Raw genomic sequence first — 15,907 nt, forward strand, 5'->3', positions numbered from 1 at the left:
CGATTTTGACGATGACAGCACGCGGCAATAGCAAAGTGACGGTCCTCACGGCAGCGATTGCGCAGCCGGCCGCCACGCGTGCGTCCACGCATACCGCCAATAAAAAACGCCTTTAAATCGCCAGCGGAGGAGCGTGCCAGGTCACCTGCGGCTCCGCCTGCAGGACTGAAACGACACGCGCCAAGGCGCGACCAAGGGAGACGGGCAGATGAGCGCACAAGATCGGGTTACTGGCCTCTACGACATCAGTGAAGACAAGAGCAGCTGTGGTGTCGGCTTCATTACCCGCAAGGACGGCGTTCAGACCCACGACGTGCTGAAGAGGGGCCACGAGGCGCTCTGCGCCGTCCCGCATCGTGGCGGCATGTCGGCGGAGGGCGTCGGCGATGGCGCCGGCATCTCTGTTGATCTCTCCCTCTCCTTCTTCCGCGGCCTCACCGGCAAGCAGGATCTCGCAGCCGGTCGTTTCGGCGTCGGCAACTTCTTCCTCCCAAATAACCCGAATGAGCACCAGCGCGCGGCCGATATCATCGGGGCGGCGTTGGCCGATGAGGGCTTACCCGTGCTTCTCGTTCGAGACGTACCTGTTGACAATGACGCGATCCGCCCGATCGCCATGCGCTATCAGCTGCCGATCCGCCAATGGGTGTTCGCAGCTCCTAAGACGGCGAAGACGCCGGCCGAATTCGACTGGCGCATCCACAAGGCACTGCTTGCCATCGAAGCCGTTGCCTATACCGATCCGGCTCTGGCCGGCTTTTATCCCCTGTCGCTCAGCGCCCGCACCCAGGTCTTCAAGGGTCGGCTGAACTCCAACGAAGTTCTGCCCTACTTCCGCGACCTCGTGGATCCCGCGCACGAAATCCACACCATGTATTTCCACACACGCTTTTCCACCAACACCGACCCGCACCCGTCCATGGCCCAGCCCTTCCGGCTGATGGCCCATAATGGCGAACTGAATACCGACAAGAAGAACCGCCTCTCCGAGGCTGCGATCGCGCTCGCCCGCAATTCCCCGATCATCCGCCCGAAGGGCCAATCAGACAGCTGCCGTCTCGATCAGACCCTGCAGAGCCGCGTCATGGAAGACGGCCTCGACCTCGTCACCGCCGTCGTCTCAATGATGCCACCGGCCTGGGAGAATGACGAGACGCTGTCCGACGACGTCAGGGCGATGTTCGAATACTTCTCGCTCTACGAGGAGAAGAACGACGGCCCGGCAGCGCTGATCTTCGGCAACGGCACGATTGTCGGCGCCAGGCTTGACCGTCTCGGCCTGCGGCCGCTGCGCACCGTCGAGACATCCGACTATCTCTGCGTCATGTCTGAAGCGGGCCAGATCGCCTTTCCGCCCGAGAGCGTTCTCCGGCGTGGCCGGATCGAGGCCGGCGGCATGCTCTATTTCGATCACGCGGCCGGCCGATCCTTCTCGACATCGGAAGCGCTCGAGATGCTGGCGGCGCAGCGCGACTACAAAACGCTTCTCACCGAGGCCCGCATCCGCCTTGAGGACCTGACCGAAATACCGGCCGACCAGCAGGGATCCCCGCTCCGCTACAATGGCGATCTGGAGCGTCATCAGCGCTACGTCGCCTATTCGCACAATCAGGAAAGCTTCAAGTTCCTGATGGATCCGATGCTGGCGACGGGCGCCGAGAAGATCTCGGCAATGGGCTACGGCAATGCGATCAACGCCCTTTCCGACCAGGAAGGCGGCGTCGCCAAGTATTTCTCGCAGCGTTTTGCCCAGGTCACCAACCCGCCACTCGACAGCATCCGCGAAGCCGACGGCATGACCCTGCGCGTCGCGCTTGGCGCCAAGCCGAACATCGGCGCCAAAGCCGCCCGGCAGATCGTCGTGCGCTCGCCGATCCTCACCCATCTCGACATGCTGAAGATCCGCGAGCAGCGCGAGACGCCGTTGCGCCGCTTCGAGATGCTCTACACGCCCGTTGCCGGCGATCCCAAGGCCAACGAGCAGGCGCTGGAGGACGCGATCTCCAGGTTGTGCGACGCGGTGGAGGCCTTCGCGGCCGAAGAGGGCGGCATCGCCGTCGTCACCGATCGCCATGTGGCGCGCGACCGCGCGGCCCTGCCGATGATCATCGTCATCTCCGCGCTTAACCAGCGCCTGATCGAGACCGGCCTTCGCCTGCGGGTCTCTATCATCGCAGAGAGCGGCCAGATCTCCTCGTCTCATCATATTGCCGCTGCGCTTGGCTTCGGTGCCTCCGCCGTTTATCCGCTCGGCGTTCAGTTCCGGGCCGAGGAGAAGTTCGGCGCCGACGCCGACAAAGCGTTCAAGCGCTTCGCCAAGGCGGCGGAAAAGTCGCTGATGAAGACGATGGGCAAGGTTGGTCTGTGCACGGCCGAAAGCTACATCGCCGGTGAATTCTTCGAGCCCAACTTCCTCGACACCAACGATCCCGTGCTGCGCCGCTATTTCCCGAATGTGAAGACCCCTGTTGGTGGCGTGAACTTCACCGTCATCGCTCAGGCGGTGTGCGACTGGCACATGCGGGCGCTCACAGTCACCGGTGAAAACGCTATCCCGCTGCTCGGTCTCTTCAAGGAGCGCGCCGAGGGCGCCGGTCACTCCTACGGCACGACCGCGGTGCGTGGGTTCGTCGACATGACCGAGGAGAAGATTGATTTCGAGCGGATGGCCAGCGACACCGACCAGTCCGAATTCTTTCGGCTCCTGCCGCTCAACCGGCTGGAAGATGCCTTCGGCCTCAACGACGCCGCCTATTACAGCACCAGCTTCGAAAAGCTGACACCCGAGGCGATCGACCGCTTCGAGATCACGCCCGGCTACCGCGCCTTCGCCCGCATGATGATGGAAGAGCGCATGAGGCGCCCAGCGGCATTGCGAGATGTGCTGGATCTGCCCGCCGATGTCAGCTTTTGCAGCAATGCCGAGGATTTCAGGCGCGAGATGGGCCGATTTTCCCGCATTGGGAACAACGCCTTCATGGTGCGCGGCCTTGCCTGCGAACGGACCGGTAACGACGAGTTCCGGCTGCGGTTGACGGCCTCCAATGGCGGCCAGCTGACGCTGCTTTCTGCGCTTGCACAATCGCTGGTGAAGCGCTTCGAAAGCGACATCGTCGGCCACTGGCTGGAAGCCGGCGCTCTTGCCGTACAGGCAACAGGACAAGCCCGCGACTACCTCTCGCTGCTGCGCACCGCGCCCGCCAGCATTCCGCTTTGCGACGTCCAGAACGCAAGCGAGATCACGCCGCTGCTTGCCTCCGGCGCCATGAGCCACGGCGCGCTCGTGGCCGCCGCTCACGAAGCGGTCGCCCACGGCACCAACATGGCGGGCGGCATGTCGAACTCCGGCGAGGGCGGTGAGCATCTGTCGCGCTACGGAACGATCCGCGCGTCCAAGATCAAGCAGTTCGCCTCCGGGCGCTTCGGCATATGGGCGGGCTATCTGGCCGATCCGATGCTGGAGGAGATCGAGATCAAGATCGGCCAGGGCGCCAAGCCCGGCGAAGGCGGCCAGCTCCCCTCCCCCAAGGTGACCGTGGAGATTGCGGCTGCCCGTGGCGGCACGCCCGGCGTCGAACTCGTCTCGCCTCCGCCTCATCACGACACCTATTCGATCGAGGATCTGGCGCAGCTCATCCATGACGCCAAGGCGGCGCGTGTACGCGTCGTCGTCAAGCTCGTCTCGTCGGAGGGGATCGGCACGATCGCCGTCGGCGTCGCCAAAGCGGGAGCCGACGTCATCAATGTCGCCGGCAACACCGGCGGCACCGGTGCCGCTGCCGTCACCAGCCTGAAATACACCGGACGCGCCGCCGAGATCGGCATCGCCGAGGTTCACCAGGCGCTTTGCGCCAATGGCTTGCGCGAAAAGGTCACGCTGCGTTGCTCGGGCGCGCACCAGACGGCCAGCGACGTCATCAAGTCTGCTTTGCTTGGAGGCGACAGCTTCGAGTTCGGCACCACCGCGCTGATGATGCTGAAATGCGTCATGGCGAAGAACTGCAACATCAAGTGCCCGGCCGGGCTGACCACCAACCAGGAGGTCTTCAACGGCGATCCGAGGGCGCTTGCGCAGTATCTGCTCAACATCGCCCACGAGACCCGCGAGCTCCTGGCATCGCTCGGCCTGCCGTCGCTGCGCCAGGCGCGCGGGCGTTCCGACCTCCTTCATCTCCTCGATCACCCCTCGAGCGTCGGGCAGCTTGACCTCCGCGCGATGCTTTGCGTGGTCGAGGAGGTGAAGATTACCGACCCCGTCTATATGGAGAAGGATTACACCGTCGATGATGGCTTCCTCGAGCTCGTGCAGTCGGCGTTGATCGAAAACGGCAAGGCGACCGTCGAACTCGGCGGCAACCGCTTCCTCAACAACTGCAACAAGAGCGTCGGCGGGCAGCTGGCGGTCGATATCGAGCGGATCCTGAACTACGAGATCGATGCCGCCACGGCAGCCACCCTGCCGGCCGTTCGCCGGGACGAGCGCGGCCGCCGCTTCCTCGAGCCCGGATCGGTCAATATCGCGACCTCGGGTTCGGCCGGGCAATCCTACGGCGCGTTCTGCAATGACGGCATGGTGCTCACCCATACCGGCACCTGCAATGACGGCGTTGGCAAGAGTGCCTGCGGTGGCACCATCGTCGTCAAGTCGCCGGGCGGCGGCTCCGACGAGGCGGGCGGCAACGTGCTGATCGGCAACTTCGCGCTCTTCGGCGCCACCGGCGGCCGCACCTTCGTGGAAGGCCAGGCCGGGGACCGTTTTGCCGTCCGCAATTCCGGCGCGACATCAGTTGTCGAGGGCGTCGGCGACTTCTGCTGCGAATACATGACGAATGGCGCGGTTCTCAACCTCGGAAGCTTCGGCAAGGGCTTCGGCAATGGCATGAGCGGCGGCTTCGTCTATCAGTACGACCCCTATGGCGATCTGCCGAAGAAGGTCAGTCACGACTCGATCCTGCTCGGCTCGATCTCCGACAAAGGCGATGAAGCGGCAATCCATAGCCAAGCCGTGCACATGCTGCTCACCTGGCACCTGACTGCGACCGGCTCGTCCAAGGCGCGCTGGCTCTTGGAGAACTGGGAGAGCGAACAGCACAATTTCGTCTATGGCATGCCACGGGCGCTGCTGTTGTACCAGGATAGCGACGCGATCCTGAAGGCAAAGGCACGCAAGGAGCTGATCGAGGAACTGGCCTCGGCGCTGGCTGCCCATCAGGTCCGCAAGTTCAAGCTGGCCTACCGCGACCGCAAGCCGGTGCTCAACGGCCGGGTGCCCGGCTACGGGGAGACTGACACGGACGAGATGTTCGCGCTTCTCAACAATTACACCGTGCTTTCCATGGCGCAGGGGCTGGCGATGGCGCGTGTGCCCAACGCACTCGGACCATCCGAGCCAGCCGTAGAGAAGGCTGTGCGAAACCTCATCCTGACGGAGGACTTCGCCCTGATGAGCAAGCTGGTGCGGCACGCACGCGACGCTATAGATGGCCACAGCGACGAACAGCTGGCGGTGATGATCGCCGCCAAGCGGCTCGCCGACTACAAGGAGGCGCTGGCGCGCCGCAACATCCTGTCTATGGATAGCCCCGGCACCTACGGCTGGATCATCCACCAGCATGCCCGCAACATCGAAAGGATCGGGCGCCTGCCGAGCTTCGAGGAGCTGTTCGCCAAGCGCGCCGTCTCCGACCTGACGACATCTGCCAGAACAAGCCGAGTGTGACGATGAAAGTGCCCTATGTCCCCGCAGACGCCCCCTTCAATGGCGACCAGCGCGCCTGGCTTTCCGGCTTCCTGGCTGGACTCCACTCTCGCCTGGCAATGGATGGTGACGGCAGCAACGCCGTAGCGACAGCGCCGCAGCAGCAGGCATCAAGCCCACTGCATATCCTCTATGGCACGCAGACCGGAAATGCCGAGGGTGTGGCCATGGATGCGGCGGCGGCTGCCCGGGCCGCCGGGATGCAGCCGGTGGTCGAGGCGCTCGACGATATCGACATGGCTCGCTTCGCAACGATGAAGCGGGTTATTGTGGTTGTATCCACCTATGGCGAAGGCGAGATGCCTGATAATGCGCAACTCTTCTGGGAGGCGCTTTCGGCCGACAGCGCTCCTAGGCTTGAAGCCATGAACTTCGGCGTGCTGGCGCTCGGCGACACCGGCTATGATGGCTTCTGCCAGGCGGGAAAGCTGATCGACACCCGGCTGGAGCAGCTCGGCGCCCGCCGGATGGCGGACCGCCTGGATTGCGACGTGGATTACGAGGATGCCGCATCGGCCTGGGTGGGCGGGGCCCTGCCGGTCGCAGCAGCGATCGACGGCGGAGCCGCAGAGCCGGCGGAACTGGCCGAAGCGACGGCCCTGCCTGTCCGCGAGAAGTCGCAATGGAACAGGAAGTCGCCCTATCCCGCGACCCTTGCCGTCAACCGGTTGCTTTCGGGCGCCCGATCCGCAAAGGAGATCCGGCATTTCGAGTTCGATCTTGGCGATAGCGGATTGGTTTACGAAGCTGGCGATGCGCTGGGCGTCATGCCAGTAAACAATCCGGCCCTTGTTTCGGCCATTCTGGAGCGCTTGGGTGCCGACGCGGAAGCGGCCGTTTCCGGCCTCGCCCAGCCCCTGGGCCGAGAGTTGACGACCAGCTTCGAGATTTTCACGCCTTCGCGCGAGCTGATCGCGGAGATCGAAAGGCGCGCCAGCCACGAAGAGCTCAGCCATATCCTGCGCCATGGGGACAGGCAAGCGCTGGAGAACTGGCTGTGGGGCAAGGACAGTCTCGACCTCCTGCAATTGCTCCCCGAGAACGCGATGAGCGCCGCCGATTTCGTCGGTCTGCTGAAGCCGCTGCAGCACCGCGCCTACTCGATCTCCTCGAGCCCGCTTGCTGCCGAGGGACGCGTGCACCTGACCGTTGCCAGCGTGCGCTACACCACCAACGGCCGCGAGCATGGCGGGGTCTGCTCGACCTATCTGGCGGATCGAACAGAAGGCGATCTGGCCGGCATCTTCGTGTCGCAGAACAAGGCATTCCGCGTTCCCTCGGATGATTCTACCCCTGTTATCATGGTCGGCCCCGGCACTGGCATCGCCCCGTTCCGGGCCTTCCTGCAGGAGCGGCTGGCGTGCGGCGCGACGGGTCGGAACTGGCTATTCTTCGGCGACCAACACCGGGCGGACGATTTCATCTACGAAGAGGAGCTTGCTGCGATGAGCAGCGCCGGGCTGCTGACGCGGCTCGATCTGGCCTTTTCCCGCGACCAGCAGGAAAAGATCTACGTGCAGACCCGCATGCGCGAGAACGGCAAGGCGCTCTACGCGTGGCTGGAAGAGGGCGGGCACTTCTATGTTTGCGGCGATGCAACCAGAATGGCGCGCGACGTGGATCACGCCCTGCACGACATCATTGCCGTCCACGGCGGCCATTCCGCTGATGCCGCGACGACCTACGTCAACGAATTGAAGCGACAGAAGCGATACGTTCGCGACGTCTACTAGGGCCGGGACCGACTGGGCCCGTCACAATCCGAACATGCCATAGAGCGGTCGAAAACATCGGCCGCTCGAACGCGTTAATCAACACGGACCAAGTGCCGGGTAGGAAAACGTGAGCGTTCGTGCTCTCTTGGCACGGCGCGGTGTCATTTCGGCACGCTACTGGCTATAGTTTATTGGATATTAAGAACGTTGAACGAGACTCGCCTAGCCGTGACAGCGAAGCATGTAAATCGATGCAGGCAAGAATCGCTTGCATGAATGGCATGGCGGAAAACATGGAACATGAAGGTTTCGATTTACCGTTCCTCCTCAAGGAGATTGATATCCTTGCGGATGAACTCAGCAAGCTGCCCCCTTCGATGGACAGGACAGCGCTGGAACTTAGGCTGGCACAGATGCGCCAGATCGTTGAACTGCGACACAAGCGCCGCAGCATGAAGAACCTCGATCCCAACTGACGGTTCGACTGTTATAATGTGGTACACTCGCCTGCCGTGGATGTGGCAAGCGAATGCCCCGCTACCTACTCGTGACATGAGTGCGCTGTCGCCCGTATTGAGGATTGTGCTTCGAAATCCCCGGCAAAGAGGCTAATAAGCGCGCAAACCAACGAGAGGAATTGGCCATGGAACCGGAAACCGTAACGATCGACAACCGCAACGACTTCTCGCTTTGGGCGATCGAGCGCGCCAAGCTGATTGTCAGCGAACAGGGAACGGCGCTCGCGCTTGCGGCGCGAGACATGGGTGACACGGAGATCGGCCAGGCTGGCAACGCGCTCGGCCAAGCGATTGCCGACGCTATGCTGGAAGTTTTCGATGGGCTGATGAACGGCGTTGTGGAGGAATAGCAGGCCCGCAGTTGTTCTGCTGACCTGACAATGTGCAAGAATGAGCACTCGATATTCTTTGGGAACTTTTCTGCAGCTGGGGGGTTTTATCTGCGCAACGTATTGAAATCCGCGTTGCTGGATCAGCAAGCCCAATGCAGTCCAACCAAAAAGCCCGGTGCAGCCCCTCGCACCGGGTTTTTCACGTCCGCAGACAACTGCACCACGTGCACCCACGCTTGATGCATTAAGAACATGCTATATATTAAGAGCGCGCTGGCAGCCCCACACGGGCTATCGCCAACAAAATGCGCTTCGAGGGGTAGAAAGCGTTGGACACGAGACCATGGACGATCCCTGTTTTGGTCGCCTGCCGTCGTACCGGCGCCGTTTACACGGTCACCAGTACTCGTGAGGCGCTCAAAATGCTTTTTACCGCCTGGCCGGTCGCAGAGGGCAAGGCCTACTTTTCCGCCCTGGAAGTGTGCGACGGCGTCGCGATCGGCAAGGCATCGCCGGAAGATGCGCGCCTCGCCTTTATCGCCGCGGCCGATGAGGCCAAGGTGCCTTATGACGTGGTGCCCGCCGCACCGGTCCCGCTATAACCGCTTCAGCGCGCTCACTCCTCGACGCCTTCCTCGAACGTGTAGGACGCGCACATTTCGTCGGAGCTTTTCGGCGCATGATGACCGGTAAACACCGCGATAGCGGCCAAGCCATCTCCGGCGGACCAATCCACGACATAGGTGACCGGCCCGGATCCACAGAGACGATTACCGTTCAGTAACTCGGGGTCGGAAGGATCGGCCACTCGATAGACCGAAGCCGGTACACGCTCGCCATCGACGATGAAGTGATCGGCGACCAGATTGGAGAACGACAGCTCGTCACCCGTTTCAAAGGTGATGCTGAAGTCGTCCATCGAGATGTCGCCGGTGACCGACATGGCCGTGTTGCTGACGGCCTTGTACGCGTCGGCCCATGACGGGCTCGCGGCCGACAGCATGGAAAAAATAAGACAGGATTTGAAGAAGCGCACGGTGACCTCGGGAGCAAAGGCAGGCACGGCAGAGCCGTGCCCGCGCGATATTACTCGGCTGCTGGTTTCAGGGAGCTGATGATCGCCTGGAGTTCAGGCCCATGTGCCTCCTGTGTCCCCTGCGATCCCCAATAGGTGATGACGAGCAGCTTGCCTGGTTTCGGTGAGAGCAGCGAGAGGCCGATATTGACGGCGCCGTCATTGTCGGTGCCGGTCCAGTCGAAGTTGGTCATGTCCATGCCGTTGATCGGCTCGTCGGACTTCTTCTGTGTCGAGCCGTCAACCTTCACGCCGTTCTTTTCAAGAAAGGCGATGGCGTCGTCGATGACCTTGTCCGTGCTCTTTTCGTCGGCGACGTCGATCGAGAGATAGATGGCCGAGTCATCGGACGTCGCCTGGATGCCGGTTTCGGTTTCCTCGGGTTCCCAGCTGTCGGGAATGGCGATTTGCGCGATGGGCGCGTCGCTCGGGAATGCAAGCGTCTTGGCCTGACTGACGCCGGGTATGAGGGCGGCAAGAAGCGCCCCGACGATAATCGTCTTCATGTAAGGTCCCTGGGGGTTAGAGAACATGTGTGCGGGTGCATATTAGCGTTGCGACGTTAAGAAGATCCGCACGCAGTCGCAGCGAGTCCGCTCCACCCCAGAAATGGTTTAGGCCCAGAAACAGTTCGGGCCGGCGTGGACATCATGTCCGCGCCGACCCGTTGTTCGAAAGACCGACTTTACTCGCCGGGAACGATCGACGCGCTGTTGCCGTGAGCCGCTTGCAGGCTATCCGCAGGCTTCGGCGCCTTCCAGGCGATCAGGCGGTAGAACATCGGAATGAAGAAGGTCGCGATGAACGTTGCCGCGAGCATGCCTCCGATAACGCCCGTACCGATGGCGTGACGGCTGGCCGAGCCCGCACCCGTGCTGACGGCCAGCGGCACGACACCCAGGATGAATGCCAGCGACGTCATGACGATCGGGCGGAAACGCAGGCGGGCGGCTTCGATCGCAGCCTCGCCGGCCGTCAGTCCCTCCTGGCGCTTCAAAACGGCAAACTCGACGATGAGGATGGCGTTCTTGGCGGCCAGACCGATCAGCGTGACCATACCGATCTGGAAGTAGACGTCGTTTGTCAGCCCGCGCAGCATCGTTGCTAGCAACGCACCAAAGAGCGCGAACGGGATGGCGGTTATAACTGCCAACGGCAGCGTCCACTTCTCGTACTGCGCGGCAAGGATCAGGAACACCATGATAATGCCGAAGAGCATAGCTTGCGTTCCAGCGCCCCCCGTTGCCAGTTCCTGGTAGGCCGAGCCTGTCCAGGCGATCTGGTAGCTCGCGGGCAAGGTCTCGTTGGCAACCTCCTGCAATGCGCGGATGGCGTCACCCGACGTATAGCCGGGAGCCGGGTTACCGGTGACTTTGGCCGAGTTGAACGCGTTGAAGCGTTCGACCTGGTCCGGACCGATAATGCGGGTAACCTTCACCAGCGCATCCAGCGGGATCATGTTGCCATTGGTCGAGCGGACGAACACTTGGCGGAGATCGTCAGGCGATTGGCGGAAAGCCGATTCCGACTGCAGATTGACCTGATAGTTGCGGCCGTAGAGTGTGAAGTCGTTGACATAGAGGCTACCGAACGTCGCCTGCATGGCATCGAAGACCGTGTTGATCGGCACGTCGAGCGCCTTTGCCTTCTCGCGATCGAGATCCGCGTGGTATTGCGGAACGCTAGCATCGAAAGTGGTGCGCACGGCAGTCAGCTCGGGGCGCTTGGAAGCCGCAGCCACGAGAGCATTGGCCTGTTCGGCAAGGTTCGCGATACCGTTGCCGCCACGGTCCTGAACATAGGCTTCGAAGCCACCCGTGGTGCTCAAGCCCTGGATCGGCGGTGGATTGAAGGCGAGAACCATCCCGTCCTTGATGCCGCTATTGGCACCGATGATCGGCCCGGCCATGTTTCGGGCGTCCAGGGCCGCCGTCGTGCGCTCCTTCCAGTCATCGAGAATGATGAAGGAGACACCGGCACTGCTCTTGATGCCGCCGGCGAGGATATCGAAGCCGGAAACCGCAAAGACGTCATGAACGCCCTCGAGCCTGGAGGTGTTTTCGACCACCTGGTTCATGACAGCTTCAGTGCGCGGAAGCGCTGCGGCCGGTGGCAAGATTGCGATCTGCAGTACCCAGCCCTGGTCTTCGTCGGGAACGAGCGATCCCGGAATGGAGTAGAAGAGATAGCCTGTCGCACCGAGCAAGGCGCCAACCAGCACAAGTCCGATGGCAAAACGCTTGACAAAGAAGCGAACTCCCGCCGTGTAGCCCGACGTCAAGCGCTCAAAGGCGCGATTGAAGACGCGGAACGGCAGCGCCGGTTCGTGATGACCTGGCTTCAGGATCAGGCCACAGAGAGCGGGCGTCAGCGTCAGAGCGACGATGCCCGATAGGATCACGGAGATCGCGATCGTGACGGCGAACTGCTTGTACATCTGGCCCGCAAGCCCGCCCATGAAGGAGACGGGGATAAAGACCGAGCAGAGCACGAGCACGATGGCAACGACCGGTCCGGTCACTTCGCCCATTGCCTTGATCGCCGCGTCTTTGGGGGACAACTTGTCCACCGTCATCAAGCGTTCAACATTCTCGAGAACCACGATCGCGTCATCCACGACGATACCGATCGCCAGCACCAGGCCGAAGAGTGTCAAGAGGTTGATCGAGAACCCAAGCAGGTACATGCCCGCGAAGGTACCAATGATCGAGATCGGAACTGCGATCACCGGGATGAGCGTCGCTCGCCAGTTCTGCAGGAACAGGAACACCACGATGACGACAAGCGCGATCGCTTCGAAGAAGGTGTGGATGACTTCCTCGATCGAGACCTGAATGAACTTCGTCGTATCGTAGGGGATGCGATAGTCAATCCCATCGGGGAAGGACTTCTTCAGTTCCGCCAGACGCGTTGAGAGCTCGTGCATCGTGTTTAGCGCGTTGGCGCCCGGCTGCAAGTAGATCGCGATCGGAACTGCCGGCGTACCGTTGAGGCTGCTCTGCACCGCGTAGCTTTTGGTGCCAAGTTCGATACGCGCTACATCCTTCAACCTGAGCGTCGCCGCGTTGCTGGTCGAGCGCAGGATGATGTTTCCGAAGGCTTCCGGATCCGTCAAGCGGCCTTGTGTCGAGACGCTGTAGGTAAAGGGCTGGCCGGTTGCGCTCGGTTGATCTCCAAAACGACCGGCGGCGAACTGCGAGTTTTGTTCCTGGATGGCTGTCGACACGTCGCTCGGCGTTAGGCCGTACTGCGCCATCTTGTCCGGCCGCAGCCAGACGCGCATCGAATAGTCGATATCACCCAGAACGTTGACGTCGCCAATGCCGGGAAGACGCTTCAGGTCGTCGATGACGTTCAAGAGCGCGTAGTTGCCGACATAGGCGCGGTCATATTGCGCGTTGTTGGAGAACATCGCCACGAAGGCAAGAATGGAATTCGAGCGCTTAGCGACAACGACACCCTGACGGGTGACTTCCTGCGGCAAGGTCGAGGTCGCACGCTGGACACGGTTGTTGACATTGATCGCGGCCTGGTCCGGGTCGGTGCCAAGCGCGAATGTCACCGTGATCTGCATGGTGCCGCTGTTGGAGTTCGTCGATTGCATGTAGAGCATGTTTTCGACGCCGTTGATTTGTTGCTCGAGCGGCGCCGCAACGGTCTGTGCGACCGTCTCGGCGCTGGCGCCGGGATAGCTCGCAGTCACAACGACCTGCGGCGGTACAAGCTCGGGATACTGTGCAATCGGCAGGGCCCGCAGGGCCAAAAGACCCGCCAGAACAATGACGATGGAAATGACCGCCGCGAAGACCGGACGGTCGATAAAGAACCTATTACCCATCAGTTTGACGCCGTCTCTTTCGTATCCTTGCCACCGTCGGCCGCGGCGGCTTCAGCCGTCGCGTTGACGGCCGAACCCGGCCGCACCTTGATGACGCCCTCGGTAATCAGCTGGTCACCGGCCTCAAGACCCGAGTTGACGATCCAGTTGCTGCCGACTTTCTGGCCGAGTGTAACCGCATTGATCTTTGCCTTGCCGTCCTTGCCGACGGTGTAGACGAATTGACCCTGCGGCCCCTGCAACAGCGCCACCTCGGGGATGACGATCGCGTCATCGGCGGTCACGCCGCTTACTGTGGCGCGTACGAACTGGCCGGGGATCAGCTGGCGATCCGGATTGTCGATGATCGCACGGGCTTGGATAGTGCCCGTGTTGACGTCAACGGTCGCGGACGTGAAGTCGACAACGCCTTCGTGGTCGTAGGTCGAACCGTCGCCGAATGTCAGCTTGACGCGCAGCTTCTGTTCCTGGCCCTTGCTCTTCATCAGATCGATGAGATGGCGGACTTCGCGCGCCTCGGAATCCGAGAAAGAGAAGTTGACGTAGACAGGGTCCAGCTGGGTGATGTTGGTCAGCAAGCTTGAATCAGTGCTGATCAGGCTGCCTTCGGACATCTGCTCAAGGCTCGTGATGCCGCTGATCGGAGCAGTCACCTTGGTATAGCCGAGATTGAGCTCGGCGGTCGTGACCTGGGCCTGAGCGGAGGCGACGGCCGCCTCGGCGAGCTCGCGCGCCGAAATCGCATCATCGCGGCTCTTTTGGCTGCCGACATTCTGGTCAAAGAGACTGATGTTGCGCTTCTCCTCGCGGATGCCCTGACTGAGCTGCGCCTGCGCCTGTTTGAGCCCGGCCTGTGCCTGCATCAGTGCGGCTTCATAGGGCGCGGGATCGATGAGAAATAGTACATCGCCCGCCTTGACCTGGGCGCCCTCGACGAAGTTGCGCTTCAACAGGATGCCGCTCACGCGGGCGCGGACCTCCGTCTGGCGAAACGCCGAGACACGCGCGGCGTATTCGTAGCTCAGCGGTACAGAGCTGGCGGCAACTTTCACGGTCGTGACGGACGGAGGAGGCGGGGAAGCAGCCTGCTGGGCCATTGCCACGGAGGACATGAATATTGATACAGCCGCCACAAGCACGCCGCTGCGAACGGTGGAAAAACGCCGCTGATTTTTATTTTGCACTATATTCGCCTTTACTTGGGCTCGGTTCACCGAGCAACCTTAATTCCCTCCTCCCCTTGGCTCCTCCGCCAAGCTTTATTCCGGTTTGAAAATTGGCCAGCGAGGTTCCACCCGCAAGCAATCAAACGAATTTCGCTTGTCGCCCGCCTTGCCTCGAAGAACCTGCGCACATCGATAAGGAAACAGCCAGCACTTTGCCTTTGCTTCCAGTTTATTCTTTTATATCCCGTATTTAACCGCCGACCGGAGCGGTGCTCGGTCTAGCCTCTACCTAACAGCTCGGTCCGAACATGTTAAGATGCCCAAATCAGCATAGGGCTATAAAGCTCGTTCATGAATGGCTTGCTGTTGACAGGAGACACGGTTTCGCCGGGAGGCTCCCGGGGTCGTCAAATAGAAGTCTTCCCATCATAAACCTACTCTAAAGCATCTTCTCATCTTCGTTATTAGCCAGGTCTAATTTCGTTGGCGCTGCGCAGCGAAAGGCCGAGCATAGCCGCTTGGGAGGCGACCTATCGACGCAAGCAACTTTTTGTGTTCACTCTCCACCGCCATCACTCCGATGACGCGCAAATTAACGATTGGTTAACCATATCCGTCGTTTAGAATGCTTAACGGCCGTCTGGTCGTTGATTCGAAGTCCGGGCGCCAAAATTGCGCCGGATACAGGGAAATACGATTGCGGCGATCGGAAACATGGGTTTGCTAAGATTGATGGCCCTTGCTGGGTTGGCTGGTCTTGCTGCCAGCTGCACATCGACTGGAAATATCAGACAACCGAGCGCCGCTGAAACGATTGCGAGCGAGAAGGCGCTTGTCCTGCCGCCACCCGGCGGGCCATCGATCGTGAGCGTAGTAGAGCAGAAGCGTGGCAACGGCGTAGATCAGTCCATCTCGCTGTTCACCTCGTCATCTGTTCCAGGCCAAAATTTCCTGAAGGTGCAGTTTCTCGGCGGGCGCGGCGAAAACCCTGGTGCCGGCAACTCATCGTATAAAATGGTCAATGAGACCGCCATTGGACGAGAGATGGCTGCCTCCATCCCCGGCGTGCGAATGGCGCGATCGGCGACCTTCCTGCAAAACAGCTACGGCCCCTTCGGCTACGCCTCCGGCACCAGCCGCAGCGGCGATACCTGCGTCTATGGATGGCAGCAGATCCGCTCCAGCCGCTCCGACCAGACACAGGCCCGCAATTTCGGCATGATCCAGGTTCGCCTGCGCCTGTGTGATGCACGCGCGACCGAACGCCAGTTGCTGGGTGTGATGTACGGATATACCGTTATCGGCACGTTCAACGGCGAAATCTGGAACCCTTACGGCATGACGCAAGGGGGCGACCCCACCATCGGGCGGCCGGGAAACCCGATCTATCCCGACGAAGGCGGTTATCGCTCCACACCGATGCCGATTGGCTACGAACCGGCGCCGACGCAGACCTTCTCGCGCCCAGCGCCGGTGCGCCGCGCAGCGGTTCGCCCTGCCGCCAC

The 15,907-nt window shown here is 61.4% G+C and carries 10 protein-coding genes; 6 read left to right on the forward strand and 4 right to left on the reverse strand.

All coding sequences use genetic code 11. The features are described from left to right. Positions 1-208 precede the first annotated feature (208 nt). From B3605_RS14205 to B3605_RS14225, 5 genes are all read left to right on the forward strand, one after another. Entirely contained in the window at positions 209-5,719 is a 5,511-nt protein-coding gene (locus tag B3605_RS14205; RefSeq protein ID WP_296434575.1) for a glutamate synthase-related protein, read from the forward strand. Positions 5,720-5,721: 2 nt separating this feature from the next. Further along, positions 5,722-7,491 carry a sulfite reductase subunit alpha gene (locus B3605_RS14210; RefSeq protein WP_296434577.1) on the forward strand — a complete coding sequence of 590 codons (1,770 nt, stop codon included), beginning with the start codon at positions 5,722-5,724 and terminating at the stop codon, positions 7,489-7,491. Positions 7,492-7,745: 254 nt separating this feature from the next. Continuing rightward, complete coding sequence (locus tag B3605_RS14215; protein ID WP_112819834.1) at positions 7,746-7,949, forward strand: hypothetical protein; 204 nt, start codon at positions 7,746-7,748, stop codon at positions 7,947-7,949. A 167-nt stretch (positions 7,950-8,116) separates the two neighbouring features. After that, positions 8,117-8,341 carry a hypothetical protein gene (locus tag B3605_RS14220; RefSeq protein ID WP_113009115.1) on the forward strand — a complete coding sequence of 75 codons (225 nt, stop codon included), beginning with the start codon at positions 8,117-8,119 and terminating at the stop codon, positions 8,339-8,341. Between the two features lie 341 nt (positions 8,342-8,682). After that, on the forward strand, positions 8,683-8,925 hold the full coding sequence (locus B3605_RS14225) for a DUF982 domain-containing protein (protein WP_296434588.1): 243 nt from the start codon (positions 8,683-8,685) through the stop codon (positions 8,923-8,925). Between the two features lie 14 nt (positions 8,926-8,939). Here B3605_RS14225 and B3605_RS14230 read toward each other — a convergent pair whose 3' ends face one another. From B3605_RS14230 to B3605_RS14245, 4 genes are all read right to left on the reverse strand, one after another. After that, on the reverse strand, positions 8,940-9,359 hold the full coding sequence (locus tag B3605_RS14230) for a hypothetical protein (RefSeq protein WP_289727708.1): 420 nt from the start codon (positions 9,357-9,359) through the stop codon (positions 8,940-8,942). Positions 9,360-9,409: 50 nt separating this feature from the next. Next, positions 9,410-9,904, reverse strand: a complete 495-nt coding sequence (locus B3605_RS14235; RefSeq protein WP_113168164.1) for a histidine kinase — start codon at positions 9,902-9,904, stop codon at positions 9,410-9,412. 179 nt (positions 9,905-10,083) lie between these two features. Then, entirely contained in the window at positions 10,084-13,236 is a 3,153-nt protein-coding gene (locus tag B3605_RS14240) for an efflux RND transporter permease subunit (RefSeq protein ID WP_112943263.1), read from the reverse strand. After that, positions 13,236-14,333, reverse strand: a complete 1,098-nt coding sequence (locus B3605_RS14245) for an efflux RND transporter periplasmic adaptor subunit (RefSeq protein ID WP_113009113.1) — start codon at positions 14,331-14,333, stop codon at positions 13,236-13,238. Before B3605_RS14245 ends, B3605_RS14240 begins: the two co-directional genes overlap by 1 nt. 783 nt (positions 14,334-15,116) lie before the next feature. Here B3605_RS14245 and bcsN point away from each other — a divergent pair. After that, positions 15,117-15,907: cellulose biosynthesis protein BcsN (gene bcsN / locus B3605_RS14250; RefSeq protein ID WP_296434583.1), on the forward strand; the 791-nt coding region annotated here is incomplete at its 3' end.

It is taken from the genome of Rhizobium sp. UBA1881 (assembly GCF_002338015.1).
GTDB lineage: Bacteria > Pseudomonadota > Alphaproteobacteria > Rhizobiales > Rhizobiaceae > Rhizobium.